At 36.7% G+C, this 24,982-nt stretch carries 23 protein-coding genes and 3 pseudogenes; 5 read left to right on the top strand and 21 right to left on the bottom strand.

Annotated elements, in window-relative coordinates; translation table 11 throughout:
• Positions 1-619: 619 nt before the first annotated feature.
• Entirely contained in the window at positions 620-1,606 is a 987-nt protein-coding gene (locus Q0X59_RS04625) for a recombinase family protein (RefSeq protein WP_366517018.1), read from the bottom strand.
• Between the two features lie 278 nt (positions 1,607-1,884).
• Between Q0X59_RS04625 and Q0X59_RS04620 the strand changes: the two genes are divergently transcribed.
• Positions 1,885-2,085: a helix-turn-helix transcriptional regulator gene (locus tag Q0X59_RS04620; RefSeq protein WP_101889313.1), complete on the top strand. Its 201-nt coding sequence runs from the start codon at positions 1,885-1,887 to the stop codon at positions 2,083-2,085.
• Between the two features lies 1 nt (position 2,086).
• A complete protein-coding gene (locus Q0X59_RS04615) occupies positions 2,087-2,536 on the top strand; it encodes a hypothetical protein (protein WP_075523999.1) in 450 nt (149 codons plus the stop codon).
• Between the two features lie 739 nt (positions 2,537-3,275).
• Here Q0X59_RS04615 and Q0X59_RS04610 read toward each other — a convergent pair.
• From Q0X59_RS04610 to Q0X59_RS04590, 5 genes are all read right to left on the bottom strand, one after another.
• A complete protein-coding gene (locus Q0X59_RS04610; RefSeq protein WP_297643479.1) occupies positions 3,276-4,409 on the bottom strand; it encodes a zinc ribbon domain-containing protein in 1,134 nt (377 codons plus the stop codon).
• 290 nt (positions 4,410-4,699) lie between these two features.
• A complete protein-coding gene (locus Q0X59_RS04605; RefSeq protein WP_297643477.1) occupies positions 4,700-4,927 on the bottom strand; it encodes a winged helix-turn-helix transcriptional regulator in 228 nt (75 codons plus the stop codon).
• Between the two features lie 61 nt (positions 4,928-4,988).
• Positions 4,989-6,431 carry an RNA-binding domain-containing protein gene (locus Q0X59_RS04600; protein WP_297643475.1) on the bottom strand — a complete coding sequence of 481 codons (1,443 nt, stop codon included), beginning with the start codon at positions 6,429-6,431 and terminating at the stop codon, positions 4,989-4,991.
• Positions 6,432-6,453: 22 nt separating this feature from the next.
• A complete protein-coding gene (locus Q0X59_RS04595) occupies positions 6,454-7,008 on the bottom strand; it encodes an SLATT domain-containing protein (protein ID WP_297643472.1) in 555 nt (184 codons plus the stop codon).
• Between the two features lies 1 nt (position 7,009).
• Positions 7,010-7,831, bottom strand: coding sequence for a nucleotidyltransferase domain-containing protein (locus Q0X59_RS04590; RefSeq protein WP_297643470.1), 822 nt, complete (start codon positions 7,829-7,831; stop codon positions 7,010-7,012).
• Between the two features lie 1,015 nt (positions 7,832-8,846).
• Between Q0X59_RS04590 and Q0X59_RS04585 the strand changes: the two are divergent.
• Positions 8,847-9,015, top strand: a pseudogene (locus tag Q0X59_RS04585) (helix-turn-helix transcriptional regulator).
• A gap of 103 nt (positions 9,016-9,118) precedes the next feature.
• Here the strand turns inward: Q0X59_RS04585 and Q0X59_RS04580 are convergent.
• Entirely contained in the window at positions 9,119-9,823 is a 705-nt protein-coding gene (locus tag Q0X59_RS04580) for a hypothetical protein (protein WP_297643465.1), read from the bottom strand.
• Positions 9,824-9,874: 51 nt separating this feature from the next.
• On the opposite strand from Q0X59_RS04580, the gene Q0X59_RS04575 reads away from it, so the two are divergent.
• Together Q0X59_RS04575 and Q0X59_RS04570 are read left to right on the top strand one after the other, a co-directional pair.
• Positions 9,875-11,059 carry an IS256 family transposase gene (locus Q0X59_RS04575; protein WP_297643463.1) on the top strand — a complete coding sequence of 395 codons (1,185 nt, stop codon included), beginning with the start codon at positions 9,875-9,877 and terminating at the stop codon, positions 11,057-11,059.
• A 76-nt stretch (positions 11,060-11,135) separates the two neighbouring features.
• Positions 11,136-11,294, top strand: a pseudogene (locus Q0X59_RS04570) (XRE family transcriptional regulator); the annotation flags it as partial.
• Between the two features lie 59 nt (positions 11,295-11,353).
• Here the strand turns inward: Q0X59_RS04570 and Q0X59_RS04565 are convergent.
• From Q0X59_RS04565 to Q0X59_RS04500, 14 genes and pseudogenes are all read right to left on the bottom strand, one after another.
• On the bottom strand, positions 11,354-11,521 hold the full coding sequence (locus Q0X59_RS04565) for a cysteine-rich KTR domain-containing protein (RefSeq protein ID WP_000336323.1): 168 nt from the start codon (positions 11,519-11,521) through the stop codon (positions 11,354-11,356).
• A gap of 118 nt (positions 11,522-11,639) precedes the next feature.
• The gene (tet(M), locus tag Q0X59_RS04560) at positions 11,640-13,559 is read right to left on the bottom strand and encodes a tetracycline resistance ribosomal protection protein Tet(M) (RefSeq protein WP_000691736.1); all 1,920 of its coding nucleotides are present in this window, start codon (positions 13,557-13,559) and stop codon (positions 11,640-11,642) included.
• A 15-nt stretch (positions 13,560-13,574) separates the two neighbouring features.
• Positions 13,575-13,691 (bottom strand): tetracycline resistance determinant leader peptide, encoded by a 117-nt coding sequence (locus Q0X59_RS04555; protein WP_001791010.1) that lies wholly within the window; start codon positions 13,689-13,691, stop codon positions 13,575-13,577.
• Positions 13,692-13,935: 244 nt separating this feature from the next.
• Positions 13,936-14,442 (bottom strand): annotated as a pseudogene (locus Q0X59_RS04550) (conjugal transfer protein); the annotation flags it as partial.
• A 178-nt stretch (positions 14,443-14,620) separates the two neighbouring features.
• The gene (locus tag Q0X59_RS04545; RefSeq protein WP_004574894.1) at positions 14,621-15,238 is read right to left on the bottom strand and encodes an SAP domain-containing protein; all 618 of its coding nucleotides are present in this window, start codon (positions 15,236-15,238) and stop codon (positions 14,621-14,623) included.
• A gap of 195 nt (positions 15,239-15,433) precedes the next feature.
• Entirely contained in the window at positions 15,434-15,904 is a 471-nt protein-coding gene (locus Q0X59_RS04540) for a GNAT family N-acetyltransferase (RefSeq protein ID WP_004111719.1), read from the bottom strand.
• Between the two features lie 401 nt (positions 15,905-16,305).
• The gene (locus Q0X59_RS04535) at positions 16,306-17,787 is read right to left on the bottom strand and encodes a TRAM domain-containing protein (protein WP_297643448.1); all 1,482 of its coding nucleotides are present in this window, start codon (positions 17,785-17,787) and stop codon (positions 16,306-16,308) included.
• A 46-nt stretch (positions 17,788-17,833) separates the two neighbouring features.
• Positions 17,834-18,679 carry a DUF3159 domain-containing protein gene (locus tag Q0X59_RS04530; protein ID WP_297643446.1) on the bottom strand — a complete coding sequence of 282 codons (846 nt, stop codon included), beginning with the start codon at positions 18,677-18,679 and terminating at the stop codon, positions 17,834-17,836.
• A gap of 283 nt (positions 18,680-18,962) precedes the next feature.
• Complete coding sequence (locus tag Q0X59_RS04525; RefSeq protein ID WP_297643484.1) at positions 18,963-19,946, bottom strand: DUF3710 domain-containing protein; 984 nt, start codon at positions 19,944-19,946, stop codon at positions 18,963-18,965.
• 248 nt (positions 19,947-20,194) lie between these two features.
• Positions 20,195-21,070, bottom strand: coding sequence for an exodeoxyribonuclease III (locus Q0X59_RS04520; RefSeq protein ID WP_297643445.1), 876 nt, complete (start codon positions 21,068-21,070; stop codon positions 20,195-20,197).
• A 160-nt stretch (positions 21,071-21,230) separates the two neighbouring features.
• Positions 21,231-22,484, bottom strand: coding sequence for a tyrosine recombinase XerC (locus Q0X59_RS04515; protein WP_297643443.1), 1,254 nt, complete (start codon positions 22,482-22,484; stop codon positions 21,231-21,233).
• A 65-nt stretch (positions 22,485-22,549) separates the two neighbouring features.
• Positions 22,550-22,855, bottom strand: a complete 306-nt coding sequence (locus Q0X59_RS04510; RefSeq protein ID WP_199172747.1) for a DUF6725 family protein — start codon at positions 22,853-22,855, stop codon at positions 22,550-22,552.
• 10 nt (positions 22,856-22,865) lie between these two features.
• Positions 22,866-24,035, bottom strand: coding sequence for a prephenate dehydrogenase/arogenate dehydrogenase family protein (locus Q0X59_RS04505; RefSeq protein WP_297643441.1), 1,170 nt, complete (start codon positions 24,033-24,035; stop codon positions 22,866-22,868).
• 33 nt (positions 24,036-24,068) lie between these two features.
• Entirely contained in the window at positions 24,069-24,860 is a 792-nt protein-coding gene (locus Q0X59_RS04500; RefSeq protein WP_075523987.1) for an isoprenyl transferase, read from the bottom strand.
• Positions 24,861-24,982 lie beyond the last annotated feature (122 nt).

Below are 24,982 nucleotides of genomic sequence, written 5' to 3'. Positions count from 1 at the left end.
GACAGAGCTTGAAATTGCATAACGCATTTCAAGCTCCTTCAAAGCGTGATTTGGCTCAAATGTAAAGTCCAGTGGACTTTACATGCCAAATCAGCCGAACGGCTACTAATAGCCGCGAGGAATAACATAATTCGCGAATGCACTTCGATTCGCTGAGCTTGCTCAAAGTTGAAAGCACAGTGTGCTTTCAACGCAAGCGAAGTACGTTAACATCCTGTGCACTCGACCACAGAGCGTTGATATCTTCCCTCATACAGCAAAATCACACTCAAAAATCGCTATGAATCAGCTTAAATCCGCTTCGCATTAAACCTTTTAACATTTAACCACGCTAAGACTTACTACAAAATGTACGAAAACGCTACAACAGACTGCAGACACAGTAGAAATCATCAAAACGATATCTTGATTCAGTGCGATTTGTAAAGGAGCACCACTGATTCTGTATGGATTGAGAGAACTCCTAGTATATCTACACTTTTTAACGATAGAAAAAGCTATCGTTAAAAGGTTTAAGATTGGCTTAATAGCTTGATTATTAAGCATAAAAAACAGCCTAGAGAGGATTACCCCTAGGCTGACTTTTGTAACATTTCAAACGCTCACATTCTTTTGGCTTTTACGATGCCCTTTCAATATCCACACTAATCTCTGATTTAAAAGTTACGCTGAACCTGTCCTCGTAAACTTTTATTTTCTTGATGTACTTTCTTACCAGCTTCTCATCATACTCACTAATATCGTGACGCTCACTTTTCAGAAAATCTTCCATTTCTCTGATTCGTCTTTTAGCATCTTCTTGACCTGCTTTTTCTATAAGAAGCTGCTGTTTCTTAACTTTAAGCTCATCAATCTCGTTGGCAGTTTTCGTGTAGTCTTTTTTAGCTTTAAGCAAGGTTAGTAGTATCGCTTGTTTATCTGCAATTCTTTTATCAACCATTTCAATCTCGCTTAAGTTATTGCCCGCGATAATTTCTCTAATATTATTCTTCAACATGTCTAATACTTCATCCGATATACTAAACACCTTGTTTATGGCTTTCACTATGGCAGACTGCAGTTCGTTCTCTTGTACTGTCGGAGCATCGCAAGCACTAGGACCATTTTCCCATCTGGTACAACAACGCCAAACAACAGAATGCACTCCTCGGTTGTTCCAAGCAATTCTTCTGTAAACATCCCCACACTTAGAACAAACACATAAACTGGATAAAGCGTACTTACTGGAATAAACTCTCCTTTTTTTATTCTCCTCACCACTAAACATGTTGGCTCGTCTTACCATTTCTTCTTGAACTTTAAAGAAAATATCTCTTGGAATAATAGACGCGTGGCTATCTTTTACATAATACTGTGGTTCTGTTCCATCATTTTTTATACGAACATGGTTAATAAAATCTGTCGTGATGGTTTTTTGTAAAAGAGCATCACCAATATATTTTTCGTTTTGCAAAATGGTTTTAATATTAGACAAGTGCCATTTTAAATGTCCCGCACCGTTTTTAATGCCATCTTTTTCAAGACCCTCCGCTATATCTCTAAGGCTTGCTCCTTCTAAATATTCTCTATAAATTCTTCTTACGACTTTTGCTTCCTGTTCAAGAATTACAAATTACTTGAAGATTATGATAAAAAGAATTTGTTTGATCGTGAAGATTTTTTGAAAAATAGGGATAAAGCTAAATTAACTTCAAAATCTAAGGTATTAAAAATAAAAATATAAAAAAACTAATTATAGGATTGAATATAGCAACAAATGATAGATAGTAAAAATCTATCGTCTTTTTAGTTTAAGAAATTATAAAAAAGCAAAGTACGCTTGACAAAAAAAGCAAAGCGAGCTTTACTTTATATGTAAAGTGAGCTTGCTGTTGGAGGAGGAAAATGAAAAATGCAATTTCTCAATTAAGAAAACAGCATAAAATAACTCAAGAAGAATTGGCAAATGAAGTTGGAGTAACAAGACAGACCATAACTTCCATTGAAACCGGGAAATATATAGCGTCACTGCCGTTGGCTTTTAAAATTGCTAAGTTTTTTGATATGAGTATTGAAGAAATATTTAGTATAGAAGAGGATGATTAATATGAACAAATTAGAAAAATATAAAAAAGAAATAGGATTTAGAATTAGTATTTTAGTCTTATTATGTATGGTTGCCTTACTCGCAGTTATTATTGGAAATTTTTACTTAAAATATAAATTTCCATTAAAAGAAGATGTGACATATTATGTAGCAGTATTTTTTATTGGACTTGAACTTGTATCTGTATTCTACATGTCAATGCTTGGTAGAGCATATAGAAATAGAGATATATTGGAGAAGATGCATACTAAAGAAACAGATGAAAGAATGATATTAATAAAGATGAAGTCAGGATCAAATATAATACCTATATTTTCAATGGTTATTGTAATAGTTTCTTTAATTGTAGCATATGTAAGTTATGAAGCCTTTTTAGCGTTAATAATAGTTGCATTTGTACAAATAATATTTTCTAAATTATTAAAAGTATATTGGTCAAAAAAGATTTAAAAATATCATAGTAAAGGTATTAGACGATAGACAGTTAAAACTCTATCGTCTTTTTTATACTCAAAATTAGGAGGTAAAAATGGTAAGTATAAGAAGCCTCACTTAAAACAATTTAATATATAAGACATTCAGCGATTGAAATATAAGTTCAGTCGCTTTTTTAATTGAAATTTATAGATTAAGTAGAAGAAATTAATGGATAGGGAAATGATAATTTAGCTGCCTAATCTTCGATTGTCACTCGCCCGTTCATGAGCCATAGGGAGCAGCCAATCTCGGAGAGCTATCAAAGCTCTATTTTCGCGTTGGCACGACTGCTTCATATTAATGTCGAGCGTGTAGCCAAATTCACGTTTGTTCGCGGGAATTGGTCAAAGCTCATTTTTTGAGGAAAACACACCGATTTTACCCTTGTCCGCTCTCGGAAACAGGTCAAAGACCATGTTCCTGCCTAATAATATGCAAATGCACAGATTTACCAACCGCCTCAAGACTTCGCTCTGAGGGAATATGTCTGAAATCCCATCACCTCAACTCGGATCAGGCTTTATTTCCTCCACCACCACGCTTTCCCTTGGCAACAATAAGTGCGATACTGCCAACCGTACCCACCGCACCTAATACGGCCTTTCTAATATTTGCATTCCTTTCGCGTCTGCAATTATCACATAACTTGTACTTATTCGTGCTTACAAGTTCGCATCCGCACTTCTTGCAATAACGAATTTCTGGACCTTTATTATTGCTCATCATAATCACTTCCGGTATGTTCTGTTTCTACTGTCAACAGATTATGTACTGAATACTCAATTTGTGCCTTCGGATCAAAGGCTGTAATCCTCGCTGCAATATCGGTAAACTGATCAACTACTTCGCTCCGCTTCTGAGAAGAATTCTCATTGAGCAACAATAATGCATCTCGCTCATTAAGTTTATTTTCCACTATGAAGGATTTGAATTCCTCTAAGCATTCCTTGCACGGTTCGTATTCTCCCAACATTGCGTATCCTTCACACTCGGTCTGCACAGAGTTAGTAATGTAAACAAGTGCCTGAAATGCGTCAATTGCCTTCCTGCTGACGTCTTTTTCTCCTTTGAATTCAAGCATCATTTGAAAATCAGACTTCTGGGAATGTTCGGTGATATGATACATATTCTGAGAAAAGTTCCGCATCAATACTCGCTTTGCATCTGTCGCACTATGTATAACATCCAGCATAGCCGCTTCTCTCAGCTTTGCATCCTGAATCAGCCTTGCCTGCATTAGTTTATCCCTTGCTCCTTCTGCCATAGCAAGACGATCATTCTGAAGCTCTACATGGATTTCTCTTATTGCATAACCGACATATTCTATTTCATCAAGAATCTGAGCCATTACCGCGTGCGTCGATAAATTGTTTAATGACTGTATAAGATCAGGCGTCAAGGCCATGTCCTCAAGTCTCACCTGTTTAACAAATCCATCTTCGTCACGAATTGTTGGTAGTATTTCTCCCTGTTTATCAATGGTGAATCGATAGATTCCCTTATCTATTAAATCCTTCACATATGAATCTAACTTAGCAACCATGATGTGATCCTTGTTTGCCATAGCTCCTATTACTTCTGCAATTGCAGGAAGCTTCACCTTGATATTTTCCCACTTACCAAAATGCTGAATAAGACTTCTATTATCTTCATATGAGATAATGCTTAGTTCTCCTCGATTCGGCTGCCACTCTTCAATATCATATTCGAAGATCGGAACCATCTCGTATTTGTCCTGCTCACTGATTGGCCTCTTTGAATCGGCACTTTGAAATCCACAATGCGGGCAATTCGTAGCTTTATCTGATATTTTTGCCCCGCATTCCGGGCATAGTATTCTGCTCATTTATTCACGACCTTTTCTTTTTATTTGATGTTTCATAAGAGGACTTGTAATTTTTGCGAAAAGTTTCCTCTACCGGTCAGCCCCATAAATTCTTGCATTTCTTTACGGCTGCGAGGAACAGAGCAAAATTGAATTAAATCTTGTATCGTGGCTTGCTCCTTATCTTGTTCCCTTATCGCTTATCAGGATCGGACTTTTTGATATATTCCTTATAAGGATCTTGATTCATCAAATATAATCTCTCCGTTATTTTCTGCCCATACATAAAGTCAATCCTTCACACATCTACATCACTCATTAATCTTCCAGTGACCATAACGCTTGCCACCAATGCGTTCTATGCGGCCAGAGTCTTTCATCTCATCCATTTTTCTTTGTAAAGAACGATATGGAATATTAAGTATCTTTACAAGTTCTACCTGCGTAATCTTAGGATCATTTTGAATGACTTCTATTATCTTATCCACCGAAACATCATTCAAAACGCCACTTAAAACGCCATCTTGGCGTTTTGCCACTTTGGCTTGATCTATAAGTACGCTTTGGAGTGCCCTAAAATGCAGACGAATATATTAAATCTCAATTCTTATAAATAACTTCCCAATAGCCGTTCTGACTTGTCCCGTGGCGTAGAATTACGGAATTCTTCTTTAGCTTATTCATATAATATTTCACAGTATTAACATCCCAGTTTAATTCATTCGCAATCTTTGCTTGCGTATGGTCCGGATGCTTCAGTAAGAGATTAACTAACGTTTTATCTCTTTCGCTCAGTTCAGTTTGCATAGCACCTTGGGTAGTACCTTGGGTAGTACCTTGGGTAGTCGGACCGACCGTGGCAGTTGCAACCTCAGAAAGGGGAATCACTGTCGTAAAAACATCTGCCTCTGTAAAGACAGGCTCTACACCCGAATACATCTTCGTGTATTTATAGCTGTTGCGCATACCGCTTCCAAGCTCATCAGCAAGACCGATCTCACGGAACACTTTTGCTATCGGCGGATTCTTTGCAAATGGCTTGAATGTTTTCAGATTCAGGTTGCCGTGTTCATGCGCAAGGTTCGCATTCTCTGTTGTAATCTTATTCCGTTCAATGACAAGCTTCGGTACATATCCACTGGAAAAATCACGGTGCATGAGCAGGTTGGAAATAATCTCACGAAGGATTTTATCTCTGGCGCTTATCCGCTGGACACCATCCAATGTAAAAACATCATTCAGATGCTTCTTTCCAAATTCCATCAGACGATCATAACTTTCAATCAGGTTTGTGATCACCACATCCCTGTCATCATAACGATCAACATTAAACACTCTGAAAATAGCGTCTGTCTTATGCTGAGGTAACACGGACATGATACGGTTATCCGTACCAAAGAGCAAAATCGCCGCAAGTGTTATACCTTCTTTGTTCGTTTCCGGATCCTCAAGTATAAGCCCACAGCTTCTGAGCATCTCCTCATCCGTCATGTCAATCCACGGATGGTGCTCAGTATTCACTCTCGTCATTCTCCTTGCCCGATCCATAAGATCATGGCGAAGGCTTGAAACCGGGATAGCAGGGTAAACCTTATTCACAAAATAGGTGCTTTGCTTACGGGCATAAAGGTTGAAAACCATATCCGCATTATCTGTAATATCGATGTCAGACTCATTATTGCGATCAAATATTCTGCCCACATTGCGATAAACGGTTTTTCCAACCGGGACATAGACATAAAGAACAATACGCCCATCGATCTCATATTCCTCTGTAGTCAAATAGAGTGGAGGATACATTTTTCTCTCATTGTTGATCGTCGTAACAAAATTTTTCTTCATCTGCTCAACGCAGTCTTTATCAACACCGAGAATTGTCCCGTTATCCTTCACACCAAAGAAAATATGACCGCCATCCCGATTAGAAAAAGAACAAACAGTATCGTAGACATCCTTCGTAATATCTGTTGTTGATTTTTTGAATTCGACCGTCAGCCCCTCGCCCTGACGAATCAAATTCATCAAATTTTCAGGGAGTATCATATAACTCACCCCTTTCGATTATTCACTTATCAATTCCATTAGGCAAAATGGAATCAACCTCGTTCTCATTAAAAGTCTGTTCTTCTTCCTTTTGCAAAGCCTTCTGCGCAGCCCTGTAGCTTCTCTCATCAGTTGCAGGATAATTATTATTGACTTCTGAAACTTTATTACAAAGAACATCTCTCTTTTTTTGTATCTCACTATCGTCAAGCACTTCAAAATCAACTAATAAGGAAACATACTCTTCTCGAATACCCCACAACACATTTGCTGCATTTCGATGCTGGCTTACTTCATTTTGAATCTTATATTCCTTGGCATATAGATTTAGGCACAAAGACAATACAGCAGTAATTCCGCCTACCCATGTCGATATGACCTTGTTTGTTATAATGCTGGCAAAAAATCCGCAAGAAGAAAGTGCGGTCAATATAATCTGTGCATTCTTCACATACTTATTTTCTTCCTCAAGTCGATCAGCTAATTTGTGATGCGCAGTATATGTGTATATAACTTTTCCACAAGCATCCTTTATTTGATTTTTTAATCGTGCCCTATAGCTTTTATCACTTTCCATTTTACTCCGATACCATTTTATTTAGGATCTTGCCGAGGACATCCCATCCCTTTGTAGTATCAATCGACATTCCGCTTCCGGGAGCATATAGACTTGGCGCAGATATTCCGTTGCATGAAATATGATTATAATAATTAAGTAATGCCTGTTCATACGATATTGGTTGGCTTGAGGAATTGCTATCTCCATCCGTAAAATGCCATCCTCCCATCGCAACATATACAAAGGAATCAATTAAAATTCCTGACAGATGATAGCTCGAATAAGAATCATCTCTGATCGTTCTTATGTGCTTACAAGTAGCACACAATAACCCATTAGATGAGCTGTTCTTTCCCTTCATTGCTTTTTGCTCAGACTTAGGATCTGTTGTTCTCCAGTTTCCTCCCATATTCGTATCTGGATATTTGTATGAAACACTACCACCCCAACTTGTCTGCGGAAACGCTGGTAACACTTCAAATTTCATACCATCAGAAAAGGCAATTTTAACAACCTGACCATCTGCCCTAATATCGCTTCTTGAATAGGAAGTTTCAATCGCATTCTTCACAGTCTGTAAAAGTCGAGATTGCCCATTCCCTTTAGAATATGAGTACCGATTATATTCATCTTCCGGAATTTCAACAAGTATATCTATGTCACTTGTATTTATTGCTGTGTTTCTTCCATAAGAACCAACATAGAGACTATGTGTGGTTTCACTCGTTGAATTCCAAAACTCTTGATTTATAGCTTTCGTAACCGTATGATATCTGCTTGCTATGCTTTGACGCGTTACTAAAGGGATAATGTTATCATGTCTTATTACGTTTGAACTCATAATTATTTCTCCATTTCATTTTTGCCTTTTGATTATCAGGAAACTCTATTCGAAAGCCGCCAGAAACCACAACATCTTCTTTTCGTTATATCAGCTGTACCAGCACTCATTATTATCATAAACTCCTCTGTCTTCGGCAACCATAATCAATTCCTGATTATTACTCTCTTTCAGTACCTCACTATAGTTAACTACCCGATGCTCCATATCATTGTTGTCCACCCAGAGGTCAAACTGAAGCATTACAGTAGCAACAGCGTCATCCATGCCCTCCGGCGGGTATTTATGTTTCTTAAGGAGCACCACTATCCTCTTGAAGGTATGGAAGATGCTGTTCAAACAGTAATGACTCAGTGTGAGCTGTGGACTGATATAACAGATCTATAGTTTTGCATAATTATCATAATTGAACCACTTCGATAATTAGCCTAAACCTTATTTTCCCACTCCACAAGGTGGGTGCAAAGTGGGTGCACTTTTTAACGTTATCCATCTTGTGCACTCGACCCCAGAGCGTCGACATGTTCCCTCATACAGCAAAATCGCACTCAAAAACCACGCCAAGCCAGCCTAAAGCCGCCATACGCTAAACCTTTTAACGATAACCCTCGCTAACCCCTGCTACACAAAGGCAAATTTGCACCCACCTAATCAGCCCGTGACATCAAGACAACACTCTCGACGTGGATTGAGAGAACTCCAAGTATAGCTACACTTTTTTGAGTGCACACTATGGATATTGGGTGCACCTTTTAACGATAGAAAAAGCTATCGTTAAAAGTTTAAGATTGGCTTAATAACTTGGTTTTTGAGCATAAAAACAAAAAACAGCCTAGAGAGTATTCCCACTAGGTTGACTTTTGTAACATTTCAAATGCTCACATTCTTTTGACTTTTACGATGCCATTTCAATTTACGATGCCCTTTCAATATCCACACTAATCTCTGATTTAAAAGTTACGCTGAACCTGTCCTCGTAAACTTTTATTTTCTTAACCGACTATGGAAACTACTAATAGATAAAAAACATGAACAGGGCTGATTTGCAAAATGCTGCAAAAATAAGCTCATCAACTATTGCAAAACTTGGCAAAGGTGAAAACGTCACCACTGAAGTTCTCATCAAAATTTGCGAAGCATTGGACTGTAAACTGGAAGACATCATGGAAAACGTAGAAGAATAAATACTGCCAAAATTTATTATTAATTGTTTATAACACTCAGTATTACTGCCCCATTCTAATAAATGGGGCAGTATAATAGTTAATTCATTAAATGAATAAAAAATCAAGCGTTCCTTCTCTTTGCGAGATATTCAAGCATTCTTCGTGCATTATCTAACATAGTGTCTGAGTTTTCTCCAAACAATTCATTTGCCCATATTCTATCTACTTGTCGTATTTGTGGGTCAATCAATTTTAAAAATCTTATTGAAGAATACTCTTTAAACAACGCATCTTTCGTTTCTTTTTTAATGTTGTCAAAAACTGGAATGAATGTTTTTTCTATATCGCAAATCTCCATTTTTCTCATTCCCTCTTGATCTTTAGATGATACTTCACATATTAATTGATAAAAAATTGTGCTCATCCAAGTGGATAGCATGATTGCTTCGCTCAATGAAGGCAACGTACAAACAACAAAATTTGTAGACACAAATACAGGATTTTTTGATAGATAAATTTTCCCCGTTGCTCTGATGCCCCTTGGAATCAATACAGAATTTGCGCCAAATTCTCCTTTGCTCTCTTTGGCTAATATCTTCTTCCATTCCTGCTTTGTTTTTCTCCCACGCTGCTGTTTGCCTTTTCTTTCAGGTAATTTGTTATATGTGTCAATAATTGCATCTATGACCTGGTCAGAGTTATTGGAAATATCCAGAAAATAGTTATCTCCTGTTCCAATATCTATTGTATCCAATTTAGCATTACGCATTCCGATTGAAAAGCTGATATTTTTAAACACAAAAAAGAGTATAAAAAAAGAAGCCACTAGTTGTATAATTAATCTACCAAAACAAATTAACAAAGGAGTGACTTCTAAATGGATTTTAACACAGAATTGACAAAAAGACTATTACAAGGTGACAATATTAATCACTTATTAAAAGAAGCGATTGAAAATGGGATTAATCAATTACTTCAAGTTGAATTAACAGAGCATTTAAACTACCCTAAACATTCTGTAGAGGGATATAACACCGGAAATTCAAGAAATGGTGGCTATAATCGTAAAATTTATTCAGAATATGGTATTTTAAATATCCATATTCCACGAGATCGTAACGGAGAATTCGAGCAAAAAATTATTAAAGCTTATAAAAGAAATTCCGAAAAATTAGAAGAGGTTATTATTAAACTTTATTCTAAAGGCTTTACTAACCGTGAAATTGCAGAGTGTATCGAAGATGTTTACGGTCATCACTATAGCCCTACTACCGTAACAAATATTACAAAACAAGTTGAAGACTCTGTTAAAGAATTTCATCAAAGAAAAGTTCAATCTCGTTATGCAGTGATTTATGCTGATGCAACGTATGTTCATTTAAGAAGAGCTACTGTTCAAAAGGAAGCTGTTCACTTTTTAGTAGGAATTACTCCAGAAGGCAGTAAAGAAATTCTTGATTATGCAATCTATCCTACTGAATCTGCTGAACACTATAAAGAAATGTTGGAATCATTGAAACAAAGAGGATTACAAGAAGTTTTACTATTTATTACAGATGGACTTAGTGGGGTTAAGACTGCTCTTTTAAGCGTGTTTCCTAACGCAAAATATCAAACTTGTTGGGTTCATTTAATCCGACAATTACAAAAGAAGGTAAGAGTTGAAGATAAAAGAGAATTAGTAGATTCACTTAAGAAAGTTTATCAATCAAACAATAAAGAAGATGCAGAGAAAAAATTAAACGAATTTCTAGAAAACATACACAAACGTTATCCTAAAGTCTGTGCAAGTATTGATTCAGTTTATGACGATTTATTAGTCTTTTTTGACTTCCCTAAACAAATTCGTCAAAGTATTTATACGACTAATTTAATTGAAAGTCTCAATAAGCAACTAAAAAAAAAACGATTAAAAGCAAAGGAACAGTTTCCAGCAGAGGATAGTTTAAATCGTTATCTAGGAGTATTTTGTATTGAACAAAATGAATTATCTAAAGAAAGAATTCATAGAGGATTTGGATTAGCGTCTTATGACCTGCACGAAAAATTCGAAATCCAATAATATTTGCTTTTCGTAGAAAAGCAAATATTATTGGATTGATAGCTTGATTGACAACTAGTGGAGTTTACACAAAATTCTTGACACTGCCGAATTTTTCTTACCTGCTAATAACTTGGTAAAAAGCACCCGACGATTACAGATAGAGAAATACATGGATAGCTTTACAGACAAAGAACTATCCTTAATGGAATCTTTAGCCAGCGGTATCAACGAAGCAAGAAACATCGAAGACTAATTAAAAGAATCCATACATAACGGAAAGAGCCGATAAAATGAGATTGTATTAATCTCATTTTATCGGCTCTGCGTCTTTGCGTCTGGCTCTGTAATCACAGTTACTTTGAACTGCTTTATTTCAATTAAATTTTCTTGTCTGCATTTCGGACAATAGAGGGGGAATTTTTTTAATTCAGTATCTTCCCTTATCTTTAATCGTGTTTTATTTCCACATACAGGACACAATATCCACTTGTAGTTTATAATAACTATCTCCTCCTTTACACTTTAATTCAAATCTTTATTAAAAAATATTTCATCTTATTTAACAAGAAACCATATTTATATAACAACATAAAATACACTAAGTTATTTTATTGAACATATATCGTACTTTATCTATCCGACTATTTGGACGACGGGGCTGGCAAACAGGTTCACCGGTAGTAACATGGTACCCTTTTAACTCTGTTAAACAAACACTACGTCCATTTGTAAAGAAAGTTAAATCACTACGATATTCTTGAATACACCGAGCAGGGATTTCTCCACTAAGAATGACCTCATTATTTTTCAATTGAGTGTCTACGATGTTCGCACAATATTTAGGAGCATCGTTGTATGCTCGTGAAAGATATTCCTGTGGCGCATAAATTTTAAAACTAAGATATGGCTCTAACAATTCTGTTCCAGCTTTTTTTAAGACTTGTTCCAATACAATAGGAGCAAGCATCCGAAAATCTGCTGGGGTACTAACAGGGCTATAGTATAAGCCATACTTAAAACAGATTTTACAGTCCGTCACATTCCAACCATATAATCCTTGTTCGCAACCATAGCGTATCCCTTCCATAACTGCATTTTGAAATGATTGATTTAAGTATCCAAGAGAAACCGAGCTCTCATACTGCATTCCACTTCCCAACGGAAGCGGTGATACAGATAAACCAATGGAAGCCCAGAAAGGATTTGGCGGCACTTCGATGTGAATGGTATATTCTGCATTTTTTAACGGTCTCTCCATATAAATGACTGTAGGCTCTTTTAGTTCTATCTCCACATGATACTTTTCTTGCAACAGTGCACTAATCACTTCCATTTGTACTTTCCCTAAGAAAGAAAGTATAATTTCATGTGTCGTAGAATCCACGTAATATCGTAGAAGCGGATCACTATCTGAGATTTCCAAAAGGGCATCAAGCAACATTTCTCTCTGTTCAGGTTTACTCGGTTCAACAGTTGTTTGTAGTAGAGGGTGCGGATTTTCAATCTTTTTTCTCTGTGGCAATAGTTTTGTATCTCCAAGAACACTATTTAACTTCAAAAACTCATTTTGCAAAATAACAATTTCTCCAGAATAAGCTCTATCAATCTTACATAATTCACCATTTATTGAAGTATACATTTCTGTAACTTTTATTTTTTCTTTTTCTGATACTCTAACCGAATCTCGTAAATGTAGTACTCCACTATAAAGGCGTATATATGCAAGACGTTGTCTTTTTTTTGTATATTCAATTTTGAAAACATTTCCGCAAAGTTCAGACGGACCTCGATGTGTTGATGAATAAAATTTATTCGTAATCACTTCTATAAGGTTATCAATCCCTATATTACTTTTTGCACTTCCATGATAAAGAGGGAACAGAGAACAATTCTGAAATCTTATGCTTTCCTCTTGTTCGAGTTCCAATGCTTCTAATGATTTACCGGACATATATTTCTCTAAAAGGTCATCGTTTCCCTCTATTACCGTATCCCATTGTTCAGATTCGGTAAAGTTCGTCACACACATATTAGGATACAGTTCTACCTTCTGTTTGATTACAATTTCGGCAGAAAGTTTCTCTTTAATATCCTGATAAACCGTTGATAAATCAATTCCATTTTGGTCAATCTTATTGATAAAAAAGATTGTGGGAATCCCCATTTTCCTAAGTGCATGAAATAATATACGAGTTTGTGCTTGTACGCCATCTTTTGCAGAAATCAGTAGAATTGCCCCATCTAAAACTGATAATGAACGATATACTTCTGCTAAGAAATCCATATGTCCTGGCGTGTCTATGATGTTCACCTTCGTATTTTCCCACTGAAAAGAGGTTATTCCTGTCTGAATTGTAATTCCTCTCTGACGTTCTAAAAGCGTATTATCCGTCCTCGTTGTACCTTTGTCCACGCTTCCTAATTCTGTAATCGCTCCACTGTTATATAATAAGCTTTCTGTTAAGGTAGTTTTTCCTGCATCAACATGAGCTAAAACTCCAATATTAATAATTTTCATGTGATTTTCCTCCATTCAAAAACCCAAAAGGGCATAAAAATCCCAGTGATAAATACTTTTATCACTGGGATTTTTATGCATAACCATAGGTATACAAAGCATACAGATATTCTCTGGATACTTTAGAATCACATGATAAAGGTATTCTTAAACTGGGTACAAAAAACTAAGCCCTCCTAAAAAAGGACATCCAATTATTTGTTCCCACTATCAAATTGACAGTTTATTTAAGAATACCTTGCCGCATATTTATTAACTCCTTTTAAATAGATACTTAAATAATAGCACGTAAGAGCATATTTGTAAAGGAATCTCCAATTTTTTATCAAAGAGAGTACGTGATTACAAAATAGCTGTAATAATGTACCAATATTTGTTATTCTATAATCTTCCAATTACTCCCGTTCTTTTCAAGTACCAAATCAAATTGAGATACCTGCGTTGCTTTGGTCTGCTGGTCGATATACTCCACTGTCAGCGATACCGTGACTTGATTATCCTTACGATTGTGAATAGGATTTACCAGTTCTTGAAAGATGTACTCTTTTCCGATTGGTTTTAATATCCCGTCATTCACATAGTAGGAAAGTTCACTGGCTGTCGCTGTAGGATAGAGCTTGAAGAACGTCGTTAAAAACTCATTGATTTCATTGGTTGTAATGGAATCAACCGTCCCCTCACTTTCAATGGCTTTTGGTTTATAACTTGATTTCTTAGGTATGTTGGTAATGGTCGGATTCTTAACCAGTACCATATTTCCAGAACCATCTACATAGACACTCACTATATAAGCAGAGTGGACGGTCTTTGTATTTTCTCCCTCTGTAATGAGCTGGTCTACACTGTAGGTTACATTAAACTCATTGTCGCCAGTTGCCTGGAGTCAACACTATGGATAAAAAGTTCATTTTTTCGTTTTCGCGAACATATCATTGACTTTTTTTAATGTTTTCCTCGTATTGGTAAACATATCATAGGTTTTTTATACTAGTACGTATTTGGAAACATATCTAGTTTTATATTTTTGATATATAATGCACATTATATAATGTAGAATTTACTCATTTACAATATCCTTTTATTTTATCTGCATATTTGCTTAAAAGCTCTTTTGAATATACTTTACTTTGGTTAGATTCTCTCACTTCGTTCCAAAGAATTGCAGCAACTTTCATCTTATTAGAAAATTTATCACTACGTTCATCTAAGTTAAAATCTTTTACAAACTGGTTCCATTGGTTAGTAGTATTATCATATTTTGCGTAATCAGAGTCTCCATTATATACATCAAGCATATTTTTAATTGTAAAATTTTTGTCGTTCTTTCTTTTTACTTTTCGCCAAGCTTCTGCCATATTCGCATTAAATTTAAATGGCTTAATTCCAGTTTGCTCTGAAAAATAGTCTCTAAATTTTTGATTGAATGAAAATCCACATTCTAGTAATGGAGTATTTAATGTTATATTATCAGTTATCTTTTTATTTTTATTCCTTGAAGATTTTTTTATTTTATTTCCCTTAAAATATTCTTCTATAATATAATTCAGTTCCTTTTTTGTTCCTCTATATTCTAATCCAAGAGACTTACAAACTTTTGATAACTCCTCTCGATACCAATAATATTTGTTGAATTCTTCAAATGATTTTATATCTTTAAATTCAGGTCTACTTTCTAACATACACTTTCCCTCAATTCTCTTTTTTTCTATTCGTTTGTCATCAATACTAGAGCCTCCGCCGCAGCTTTCACATTAAACGAGTAAACACTAGGTATGTCTTATCGACATGTTCGTATGCAGAAACATATCCATGAACCTTTTAACAATTATCTCTGCCTATCGTTAAAAGGTTTCAAGCAAATAAACTTAGAGTTCTCACACTCCTAGATATTTAATATATATTTGACACGGATTCCACTCATCCCATAAAGTTGGAAAACATTCCAATTCTTTATATCCCATCGCGATATAAAAATGATTTGTAATATCATATTCTTTGTAGTGTCCCATCTGAACAGTTTTTACCTGTGAGTATGTGTAACCCATCTTCCTTGCCATAGCTTCGTATGCTTTGTTAAGTACCGAGCCAACTCCCATTCTATGGAATTTCTTTTTTATACCCATCACAAAAATCTCTGCACAATCCTTGCTGGTTGCGTTTAACACAATAAACCCAACAAGTTTATCATTAATATAACAAGCAAGAAAAGGCTTTTCCTGTGAATCTTGAATATATTCTTCTGTACTTTCTGGCATTCCAAACCATTCTTGAAGATCATACAATACTTCTCTCGATACAGATTCCTTTTCTAGTTTATTCTCAATTTCTTTTACTTTTATATTCAATCCAGTCCTCCACAAACTCTAATTTATTCTTGTCATCAATACTAGAGCCTCCGCCGTCGAATCTTTCCAATCGAAGCTTCCTATTCGGTCGCTTCTCTTGGAGATTCTTGACATGAGACCTACCTCTGCTTCGCATCGATTAGCTTTGCTAATCGCGCGATAGCAGGGTTAGAGCTTCAACGTTGATTGACATTCCCCACTTCACCAGCTGGGTGCAAAGTGGGTGCACTTTTTAACGTTAACATCCTGTGCACTCGACCCCAGAGCGTTGATATGTTCCCTCAAACAGCCAAACTGCACTCAAAAACCGCGAGAACCCAGCTTAAAGCCACCACGCGCATTAAACCTTTTAACGATAGCCCTCGCAAACCCTTGCTATACAAGGGCAAAAATGCACCCACCTAATCAGCCCTTGTCATCAATACGACAGTCTCCACGTGGTGAGTATTTGGATACAAATCAAACGCGCGCAAGGACTGAACTCTGTAACCAAGTTCTTTAAAAGTGCCGACATCACGAGCAAGACTAGTCGGATCGCAAGCAACATACACAACGCTTCTTACTCCAGACTTCGCAATCTGCTTACAAACTTGAGCTTTAGCACCAGCGCGAGGAGGATCTAGCACAACAACATCTGGATGCGCAAATCGATGAACAATCTTAGATGACTCACTCGCCTTAAACACCTGTGACTCAAGCGTTTGCGCAACATCACCTTCAAGAGCTTCAACAACATCTCTACTAAGACCAGCACGCCCAATATTTCTTCTTGCATTCTTTACAGCAATCGGCGCACCCTCAATACTAAGAACGCGAGCAGGCGCTGCAAAACTAGCAGAACTATCAGAACCAAGAGAACCAGCAACACCAGCACCCGCAGAACCTCCGCTCACATTAGCCAAAGTCGCAAGCGGAATAGTAAACAAACCCGAACCAGAATACAAATCCCACAAAACCGTATTTTTACTACGCCCACCAAGCACAGAACGAACTAATCCCAAAACGTAACTCACTAAATGCTCTGGAGCTTCGCGATGAATCTGCCAAAAACCGCGCGCATCAACATCGTAATCAAAAGTACACATATGCGATGAATCGCCATCAACAGCAACGCTCACACGCTCTCGCAACAAATCAGAGCCTGCGACAAGCTCATCGTTTACTATAAGCGCATAATTTTCGCCAATCGCACTAAGAAGCGCAGCCTTATCACCAGCCTTATCACTAGAATCAACACTAGGATCAACACTAGAATCAACACCAAAATCCAAACCATCAACCCTAGGCTCTGGAACAGCAAGGCGAATTTGCGAATTCGGCTCAAATTTACGATTCCACAAATCCAAAGAATCCGCAACAGCTAAAACAGCACGCGATGCAAGCGGCATAGTATCAATCGCAATGCGATCATGCGACTCGCGCTTTCGCATAGACAATCGCCCTTCATTATCAGCAACCAACTCCATGCGCGTACGCCAATTAAATCCGTTAAGCTCCTCATCGCCTGGCATTCGCTCAACTCTAACATCGTTATCCAAAACATCCATATGCGCTAAACGCTGGAATTGATTGGCAATTACGGAAGATTTCCAACGAATCTGTCCAGGCAAAGAAACGTGAATTAAATCAGCACCTCCAACTCCTCCACCCTGAGCCAAAGGACCAGCAAGTTTCCATTTCGGATTCACACGATCCGCGCTAGGTTCTAAAACTTCTACCACTTCACCAGTAAAAAAGTGAGCTTTTGCACGCATCGGTTCATCCATGCGTACAACGACCAGCTCTCCAGGCAGCGCAAATCGCACAAACACAACGCGTCCGTCAAGATGACCTACACATCTTCCTTGATCTGCATAACGCTCAATACGCATCGTAACTTGCATAGACTACCCCTTAATTTTACGTTTGGATGAACTGATTTTCACCACTCTAATTTACAGCTACAGCGCTCGAGCTTTGATTTTCTCCACGATGATTAGTTTCACACTGATTTTCTCCGCTATAATTTCCTTCACTCTCATTAGGTAATGGAAGATTAGTTTCATCCTTATTATCTTTATCTTCACGATTTTTATGATGCAATCTCATAAACGGAGTTGCAATAATCAAGTAGGAAACCCAAATCGCGAGCGCCCAGAACGGCAATCCCATAATCAATCGAACAGGTCCAAGCCACACAATGTGATTCTTCAAATATAATGGCACTTGCAAAATAAGTCTTAACGCAAAAACGCAAATCCACAATCCTGTAACATACATGTAAGCTCGCTTAAGCGGCTTATAGTCAAGCCACTCATGAAGCCAAGCGCCAAAATTTTCAGTAGGCATTTTACGAATCGACTCAATCACAAGCCCTAAAGCAGGCACTCGCACGATTAGCGATATAGCAAGAAAAACACCGTAAACAGCATTGGTAATAAATCCCAACACGTAATAGTCGCGAGCTTGACGACTTGTCCAAACCCAAATAAGGCATATTGCAATGGAAACAAGTCCGCTAATTACTCCCATAAGCGGCTGCCTCTGAATCAGACGAATCACAACTTGCAAAACAGCAAGAACAGCGGATGCAATAACAGTTGTCTGCACGTTTCGTGTTACAACATAGCAAATAACGAACAATAAGCCAGGTAGCATGGATTCAACTATTCCTCGAACTCCACCAATTGAATCAACTACAGAAAAATTGTTTCCTTTAGATCCAATAAAAGCCAAAGATGCCAACCCTGAGCGTTTCTTATTTGATGCATTCTGGCTTAAACCGTTATTATCCAACAGCGTATCCTTTTACTATCGAACTTATACAAATCATATTAACTAGGCTTATTCACAAGTACTTCTAAATAGACTTACAGCTAAACGCATTCACTAGACTTAAATAAGCCTAATATGATTATTACGAAACCTACTACTTACAACTACTCGCAACTACTTACGACACTTACGATTACTTACTACTTACAAGTATCCACGACTACTTACGATTACTTCAATCGCAAATATCTAGCTTGAAACCGAAAGATTATCGATATCTAACTTATAGAAATCTAGATTACTTCTATCTAATTTCTGAGAACATAGGGCCACGAGTAAGAGTAGTCTTAACTTCAACTTGCTGATCTTTACCTAAAGGCCTATCATCACGCTTTAGAATAGAATCTTGAGAACTATCACCGCTTTCACCAGAGTTTTCACCAGAGTTTTCACCAGAGTTTTCACCAGAGTTTTCACCAGAGTTCTCACCAGAGCTTTCACCAGTAGCATCTTCCACTTCAACAGTAGCTTCAGAAAGCCCTAGTGCATCTCTCAACGCTTCAGCGCGCTGCTTAGCAGTTATTGGTTCATGCATAGGAATTAAATCACGAGGAGCCATAGGTTCATCTCCTCGATTCACAACAATATTTGAGAACCAGCCATTAAGTGCTAAAGTTTCATCACTATTTTTCATAGATTGTTCAGCAGCCTGCCCAGAGAATATGCCACGAAGCATCCAACGCGAACCATCTACACCAACAAATCTAGTTTGTACAGTTTTACCTTCAACGCTTACTGGAAGAAGCAATTCTTTACCAAAAGCTCCATCTATTTCAGTTATTTTGTCATTACTCTCAATAAGCTCTTTACGAATATCATCCCAAATCCCACTAGACTTAGGTGCTGCAAATGCCTCGATTGACACGCTTGATGAACCATATGTAGCAATAACTCCCATTATATGATTTGTTTCACGATGCTTCTTCAAACGCAACGAAATTCCTTGAAGGAACGGTAGATAAAAAGAACCCAAATCCAAATAATCACTATAGTCTGGAACATTATCATCATTGACATCCCAAGGACCATGCTGTATTTCACCATCATAATCAGAAGAATTAGCAGAATCAGCAGAATCATCATAATTATCAGACGTTTTTGAAGCGCTGATATAATTGTTATCTTCTTTATTATCTAAATCTTGTTGTTTTTCACGCGATTCTTCCACTTCCTTAGTGGACTTTGCATTAGCAGCATGAGATCCGCGCTTAAAACCAAACCAGCCCATCATTCCTCGTTTCTTATAATTACAACTTAAAAACAATCAGCATTATATAAATTATTTAAGATTGCTCGACTCACTAAGACTACCACAAGCAAAGCACCATATTTATGCGTGTATTGAAACTATTTTCTAAATTAAAAGCAAAACAATATAAAATTAAAAGCAAAACAATATAAAATTAAAAGCAAAACAATACTAAATTTAAAAAAGTCACAACAATACAAACGCACAACGAAACAATGAAACTACTATCACAAATTATATCGGATCGTTAAAGGAGCATGATCCGACCATCTAGTATCGTAACTTTGTGCTCGATCGATAACAAATCCGCAAGCTGTTTCAGCAAGCTCTGGAGTAGCAAATTGATAATCTAACCTCCATCCAACGTTATTATCAAACGCCTTACCGCGCTGACTCCACCATGTGTATGGACCTTGAATATCTCCTGCAAGCATTCGCATAACATCAACAAACTCATACTCGTTAATCCAACGGTCAATATAAGCACGCTCTTCAGGCAAGAATCCAGCATTTTTTTCATTAGCTTTAGCATTTTTTATATCTAAAGCAGTGTGCGCAATATTAAAATCACCGCATAAAATCGCCTGATTCCCACCGCTTGCAGCGATATCACGAAGTTCACCTAAACGAGTGAGCATTGTGTCTAAAAATCGGAATTTTTGATGCATTTTTTCAACGTCATCAACATTGCCAGCATGAACGTAGACACTTACAACAGTAATCTCATAACCTTGCGGAGTGAGCACATCTGTTTCAATCCAACGTCCAGAATCCACATCCTCACTTAAACCAGGCAATCCATAGCGCTTTCCAACTACAGGAAGTGATGTAACTAGCGCTACGCCAGCACGACCTTTTACTTTGCAAACTTCGTTGATATACGTAAAATTGTCGTTTTCATGAGAATTTTCTTTAATCTCATTATTTTCAGATTCGATATATCCAATTTTAATTTTCGACATAATTGCATCGATTGCATCTTGAGGAGCACGCACTTCTTGTATACACCACACATCAGAAGTGTGCGAATCAGACCAATCAAGCATACCCTTTTTAGAAGCTGCACGAATACCATTTAAGTTTGAAGTTGTAATTGCAATCATATTAAACCTTTGTTTTACGTATATATAAGAGTCTAGTCTAAACACAAAAAATACGAAAACACTAATAAACAGAAAAACAACAAGAAAGACAACAGCAGAAAAACACCAAGAAAACAAACACAACAACACAAAAATATAACTAATAAGAATTACTTATAAGCTACGCTCTAGGAAATGCTTGAGAATAACGTTTTTTTAGAGCTTCAATTGAAACATGAGTATATCTTTGAGTAGTTGTAAGCGAAGAATGACCTAATAATTCTTGCACTTCACGCAAATCAGCTCCACCATTAAGCATATGAGTTGCAGCACTATGTCGCAAAGAGTGAGGAGAAATATCTGGAACATGAGCTAGAGCAGCCATTCTATGAACTACTTCTCTAACTACCCTTTGATCTATCCTCTTTCCACGAGCTCCAACAAATAAAGCTTTTTCAGCAGTATCATTTATTTCACGACTCGATTCATGATTACGATTTTTCTTATTAAGCTCTATAACATCACCGTAACCTTTATTTGAAAAATTATCAAAACAATCTACTTTTACAAGCTCTCCTCGCCCATAAGTAGAAAGCCATTCTTGCAAAGCACGCGCAGCTGGTATACCAAATGGTATTACTCTCTGCTTATTTCCTTTACCTGTAACCTTAACTGTATTATTTTCAAAATTAACATCATTCAAGCTTAAAAGTACAAGTTCCCCAACACGCATACCTGTAGCATATAGAAGCTCTAACATTGCAGTATCACGCAAACGCAATGCCCTATCATGAGAAGATTTATTAGCTGGTTTAACAAAGTTACTAGAAGATTCACTATCAGAGATATCAGAATACTCACTATCAGACCCGTCAGAACCACTTGAAGATTCATTAACAGAACTATCCGAATTATCAAAATTATTAGAATTATCAGAATTATCAGAATTATAAGAAATATCAGAAGATTTATTCTGCTCACTTAAATTTGAATTATTACATAAACTTTCATTCACAGAAAAAGACTTGAAAGAAACAGAATCACTTTGCGAATCCGCATAGTCCATAAGTCTTTTTGCAAGGGATTCATCTAATACATTTGGAAGAACATTTGCTATTTTAGGAGTACAAATAATTTGTGCAGGATTAGATTTTATGTTATTTGAATGCACACACCAATCTAAAAATCCGCGAATAGCTACTACTTTCCTCGCTAAACTAGAACGAACAACCTGTGAAGACTCATAAGCCATCCATAATCTAATATCGTTAGTTGAAAGTCTATTTAGTTCTTCTTCACCGCAATCTTCACACCATTTAAGAAATCGCTCGACATCTGAACCATACGCTTTAACAGTATGCTTACTTAAACCTTTATTGTTTGTAATATACGAACAATAATCTTCAAGAAGCTTACAAAATCGCATATTCTTCATAGCTTTCACCATTGATTAAATCTAATTTTTAATATTTAACTCAGCACTTTAATTGAAAGAATATCTTATTTTAAGGGTTTTTGAAATCGTCTTTCTAAAATAGGTTTCCACCGAACTATTTCCGATGAGTCTATATACATTTCTTGAGCAGGACGAGAACCATTAGCAGCAGGATCTCGCATTATATGAAGAGTTACACCATCCCAATCAATCACATGACCAATAACGTCATAATATTCACGATGCTTACACTCAGATTCACCTGGAATATTTCTGATTTTACAAGTTCTAACAACAATTCGAGCACCCATAGGAATTACATCCGGAAGATTAAAACTATCTATAGAACAAGATTTATTTTGCGATTGCATAGATCACCACTTAACACATAAATTTCAACATATTTGCGTTTTTTCTTACAAGAAATTCATATGAATATTTACTATCAACAGAAAGCTTGTTAGCAGCATAAAACTTTCCATCAAAAAAGTCTTTATTATTTGAAATTCCAATAATTTCTTCACCTTTTTTAGCAGAATTCAAAAGATTCTCGCGCCAAGAAGATGACGAATCACACTCACAAGAACCACACTCACAAGAATCACACTCACAAGAACCACACTCACAACCGTGCTCTAAATGCTTTTTTGAAATATTTTTACTTTTACTTAAACGCATAGCATACTTATATTCACGCCAAGCTTTAGCTTCATCAAAAAATTCTCGCTCAGCATCATCCGAATTTTGTGCAGAATCTTCTAACATACTTGCAGCTTTATCTAACTGCGCAATAAGCGAGCGCAAAAGTATTGACACATTATCTCTATCTTCGCTAACCATAGCACGAGTGCGCTGTGGATCAGTTAAAGATACACGCGTCATATCTCTCCAAGATCCAGCAGCGAGCTGTATTGCAATATTGCGATTAGGATTATTACATAATACGTTTGCTAGCGCAGTAGCAACAACATGAGGCATGTGAGATATTAAAGCAGCTGATTTGTCGTGAACACTATCGTTAATTACTATTGCTCTATTTTTACATACGTTAGTAATAACATGTAAAACATTTGCTACACGCCATAATTGCGTACAAGAGTCTACAGTCAATGCCCATAATGCACTATCTAAAAGTTCGTTGCAAGATGCTTCCCAACCAGTAAACTCACTTCCAGCCATTGGATGTGCACCAACATAACAATCTGCAAGATTAGCTTCTTTTACTTGCTGTCTAACTAAACTTTTTACACTACCAACATCACTAAGTGTAGTAATAGATTTATCTATATTATGTTCTAATTGCGAAAGAACAATTGGCATAGAAGATAAAGAATTGCAAAGGAATAATACATTAGGCTTCTTCAGTGCAAGTTCTTTAACACTATCCACACATATAATTCCTAATTCTTTTGCTTGATTATACATTTGAGAATGTCGATTATATGCATACACAGTACAGTTTTCTTTAGCTAATCGTTTTGCTAAAGATCCACCTATAAGACCTAATCCCAAAATTCCTACGCTGAATGTTTCACTATTAGTGTTTAACATATTCACTCTATAATGTTTAATAATGTTTATTTACTACTTTTTAACTCCACCAAAACGACGATTTCGATGCTCATAACGCTCTATAGAACGCCACAAAGCTTCTCTAGTGTAGTCTGGGAATAATTCAGGAACAAAATCAAGTTCAGCATAAGATGCTTCCCACGGCAAAAAATTACTCGTGCGCTGTTCACCAGATGTACGAATAACTAAATCACAATCAGGAACATCAGGATTATATAAATGATCTGAAATCATTTTCTCCGTGACACGATCACCTTTGATTTTACCTTCTCGAACTTCTTTAAGAATAGATGCGCAAGCATCAGCAATTTCTGCACGACCGCCGTAGTTAATGCAAAAAATTACATCAATAGTAGAATTATTCTTCGTATATTCTTGTGCACGCTCTAATTCATCAATTACAGACTTCCATAATCGAGGACGTCTACCAGACCACCTGACTCTTACTCCCCAATCGTTCATCTGTTTTACGCGTCTACGAATAATATCCCTAGAAAATCCCATCAAAAAATGTACTTCTTGCGGAGAACGCTTCCAGTTTTCAGTTGAAAACGTATACAAACTCAAGTATCTAACTCCAGCTTCTATAGCTCCAGCAATGATATCGAATACAACTGGCTCAGCAGCTCTATGACCTTCTGTGCGAATCATTCCACGCTCTTGCGCCCATCTACCATTCCCATCCATAATTACGCCAATGTGACGAGGAACTGCATTTTTAGAAAAATCAGGTATGCGCGAAGGGTCGCTAAAAGGAGCAGCAGGAATATCTAAAGATGTATAATCAACATTTTCGCTAAGCATAATTATGAATCTAACAACTCCATTAAACGAACACAACACTCATCTAAAACAATAATTCATAATAATCAAAATAAATTATAAACACCATTAAATGAGCGAAATAAATTATCAATACTATTTTC

It is taken from the genome of uncultured Gardnerella sp., assembly GCF_947280595.1.
Lineage (GTDB): Bacteria > Actinomycetota > Actinomycetes > Actinomycetales > Bifidobacteriaceae > Bifidobacterium > Bifidobacterium vaginale_A.
Note: the sequence above shows the minus strand (reverse complement) of the source record. Positions and strands in the feature narration are given on the sequence as shown.

Bases quoted from the DNA above. Each gene is read 5' to 3' on its own strand.
- Q0X59_RS04600 (WP_297643475.1), bottom strand. From the start codon at position 6,431: ATGATACTCCCTGAAAATTTGATGAATTTGATTCGTCAGGGCGAGGGG.
- Q0X59_RS04520 (WP_297643445.1), bottom strand. From the start codon at position 21,070: ATGATTGCAATTACAACTTCAAACTTAAATGGTATTCGTGCAGCTTCT.
- Q0X59_RS04545 (WP_004574894.1), bottom strand. From the start codon at position 15,238: ATGTTAGAAAGTAGACCTGAATTTAAAGATATAAAATCATTTGAAGAA.
- Q0X59_RS04510 (WP_199172747.1), bottom strand. From the start codon at position 22,855: ATGCAATCGCAAAATAAATCTTGTTCTATAGATAGTTTTAATCTTCCG.
- Q0X59_RS04505 (WP_297643441.1), bottom strand. From the start codon at position 24,035: ATGTTAAACACTAATAGTGAAACATTCAGCGTAGGAATTTTGGGATTA.
- Q0X59_RS04620 (WP_101889313.1), top strand. From the start codon at position 1,885: ATGAAAAATGCAATTTCTCAATTAAGAAAACAGCATAAAATAACTCAA.
- Q0X59_RS04610 (WP_297643479.1), bottom strand. From the start codon at position 4,409: ATGAGCAGAATACTATGCCCGGAATGCGGGGCAAAAATATCAGATAAA.
- Q0X59_RS04535 (WP_297643448.1), bottom strand. From the start codon at position 17,787: ATGCAAGTTACGATGCGTATTGAGCGTTATGCAGATCAAGGAAGATGT.
- Q0X59_RS04500 (WP_075523987.1), bottom strand. From the start codon at position 24,860: ATGCTTAGCGAAAATGTTGATTATACATCTTTAGATATTCCTGCTGCT.
- Q0X59_RS04575 (WP_297643463.1), top strand. From the start codon at position 9,875: ATGGATTTTAACACAGAATTGACAAAAAGACTATTACAAGGTGACAAT.
- Q0X59_RS04595 (WP_297643472.1), bottom strand. From the start codon at position 7,008: ATGGAAAGTGATAAAAGCTATAGGGCACGATTAAAAAATCAAATAAAG.
- Q0X59_RS04615 (WP_075523999.1), top strand. From the start codon at position 2,087: ATGAACAAATTAGAAAAATATAAAAAAGAAATAGGATTTAGAATTAGT.
- Q0X59_RS04515 (WP_297643443.1), bottom strand. From the start codon at position 22,484: ATGAAGAATATGCGATTTTGTAAGCTTCTTGAAGATTATTGTTCGTAT.
- Q0X59_RS04525 (WP_297643484.1), bottom strand. From the start codon at position 19,946: ATGGGCTGGTTTGGTTTTAAGCGCGGATCTCATGCTGCTAATGCAAAG.
- Q0X59_RS04590 (WP_297643470.1), bottom strand. From the start codon at position 7,831: ATGAGTTCAAACGTAATAAGACATGATAACATTATCCCTTTAGTAACG.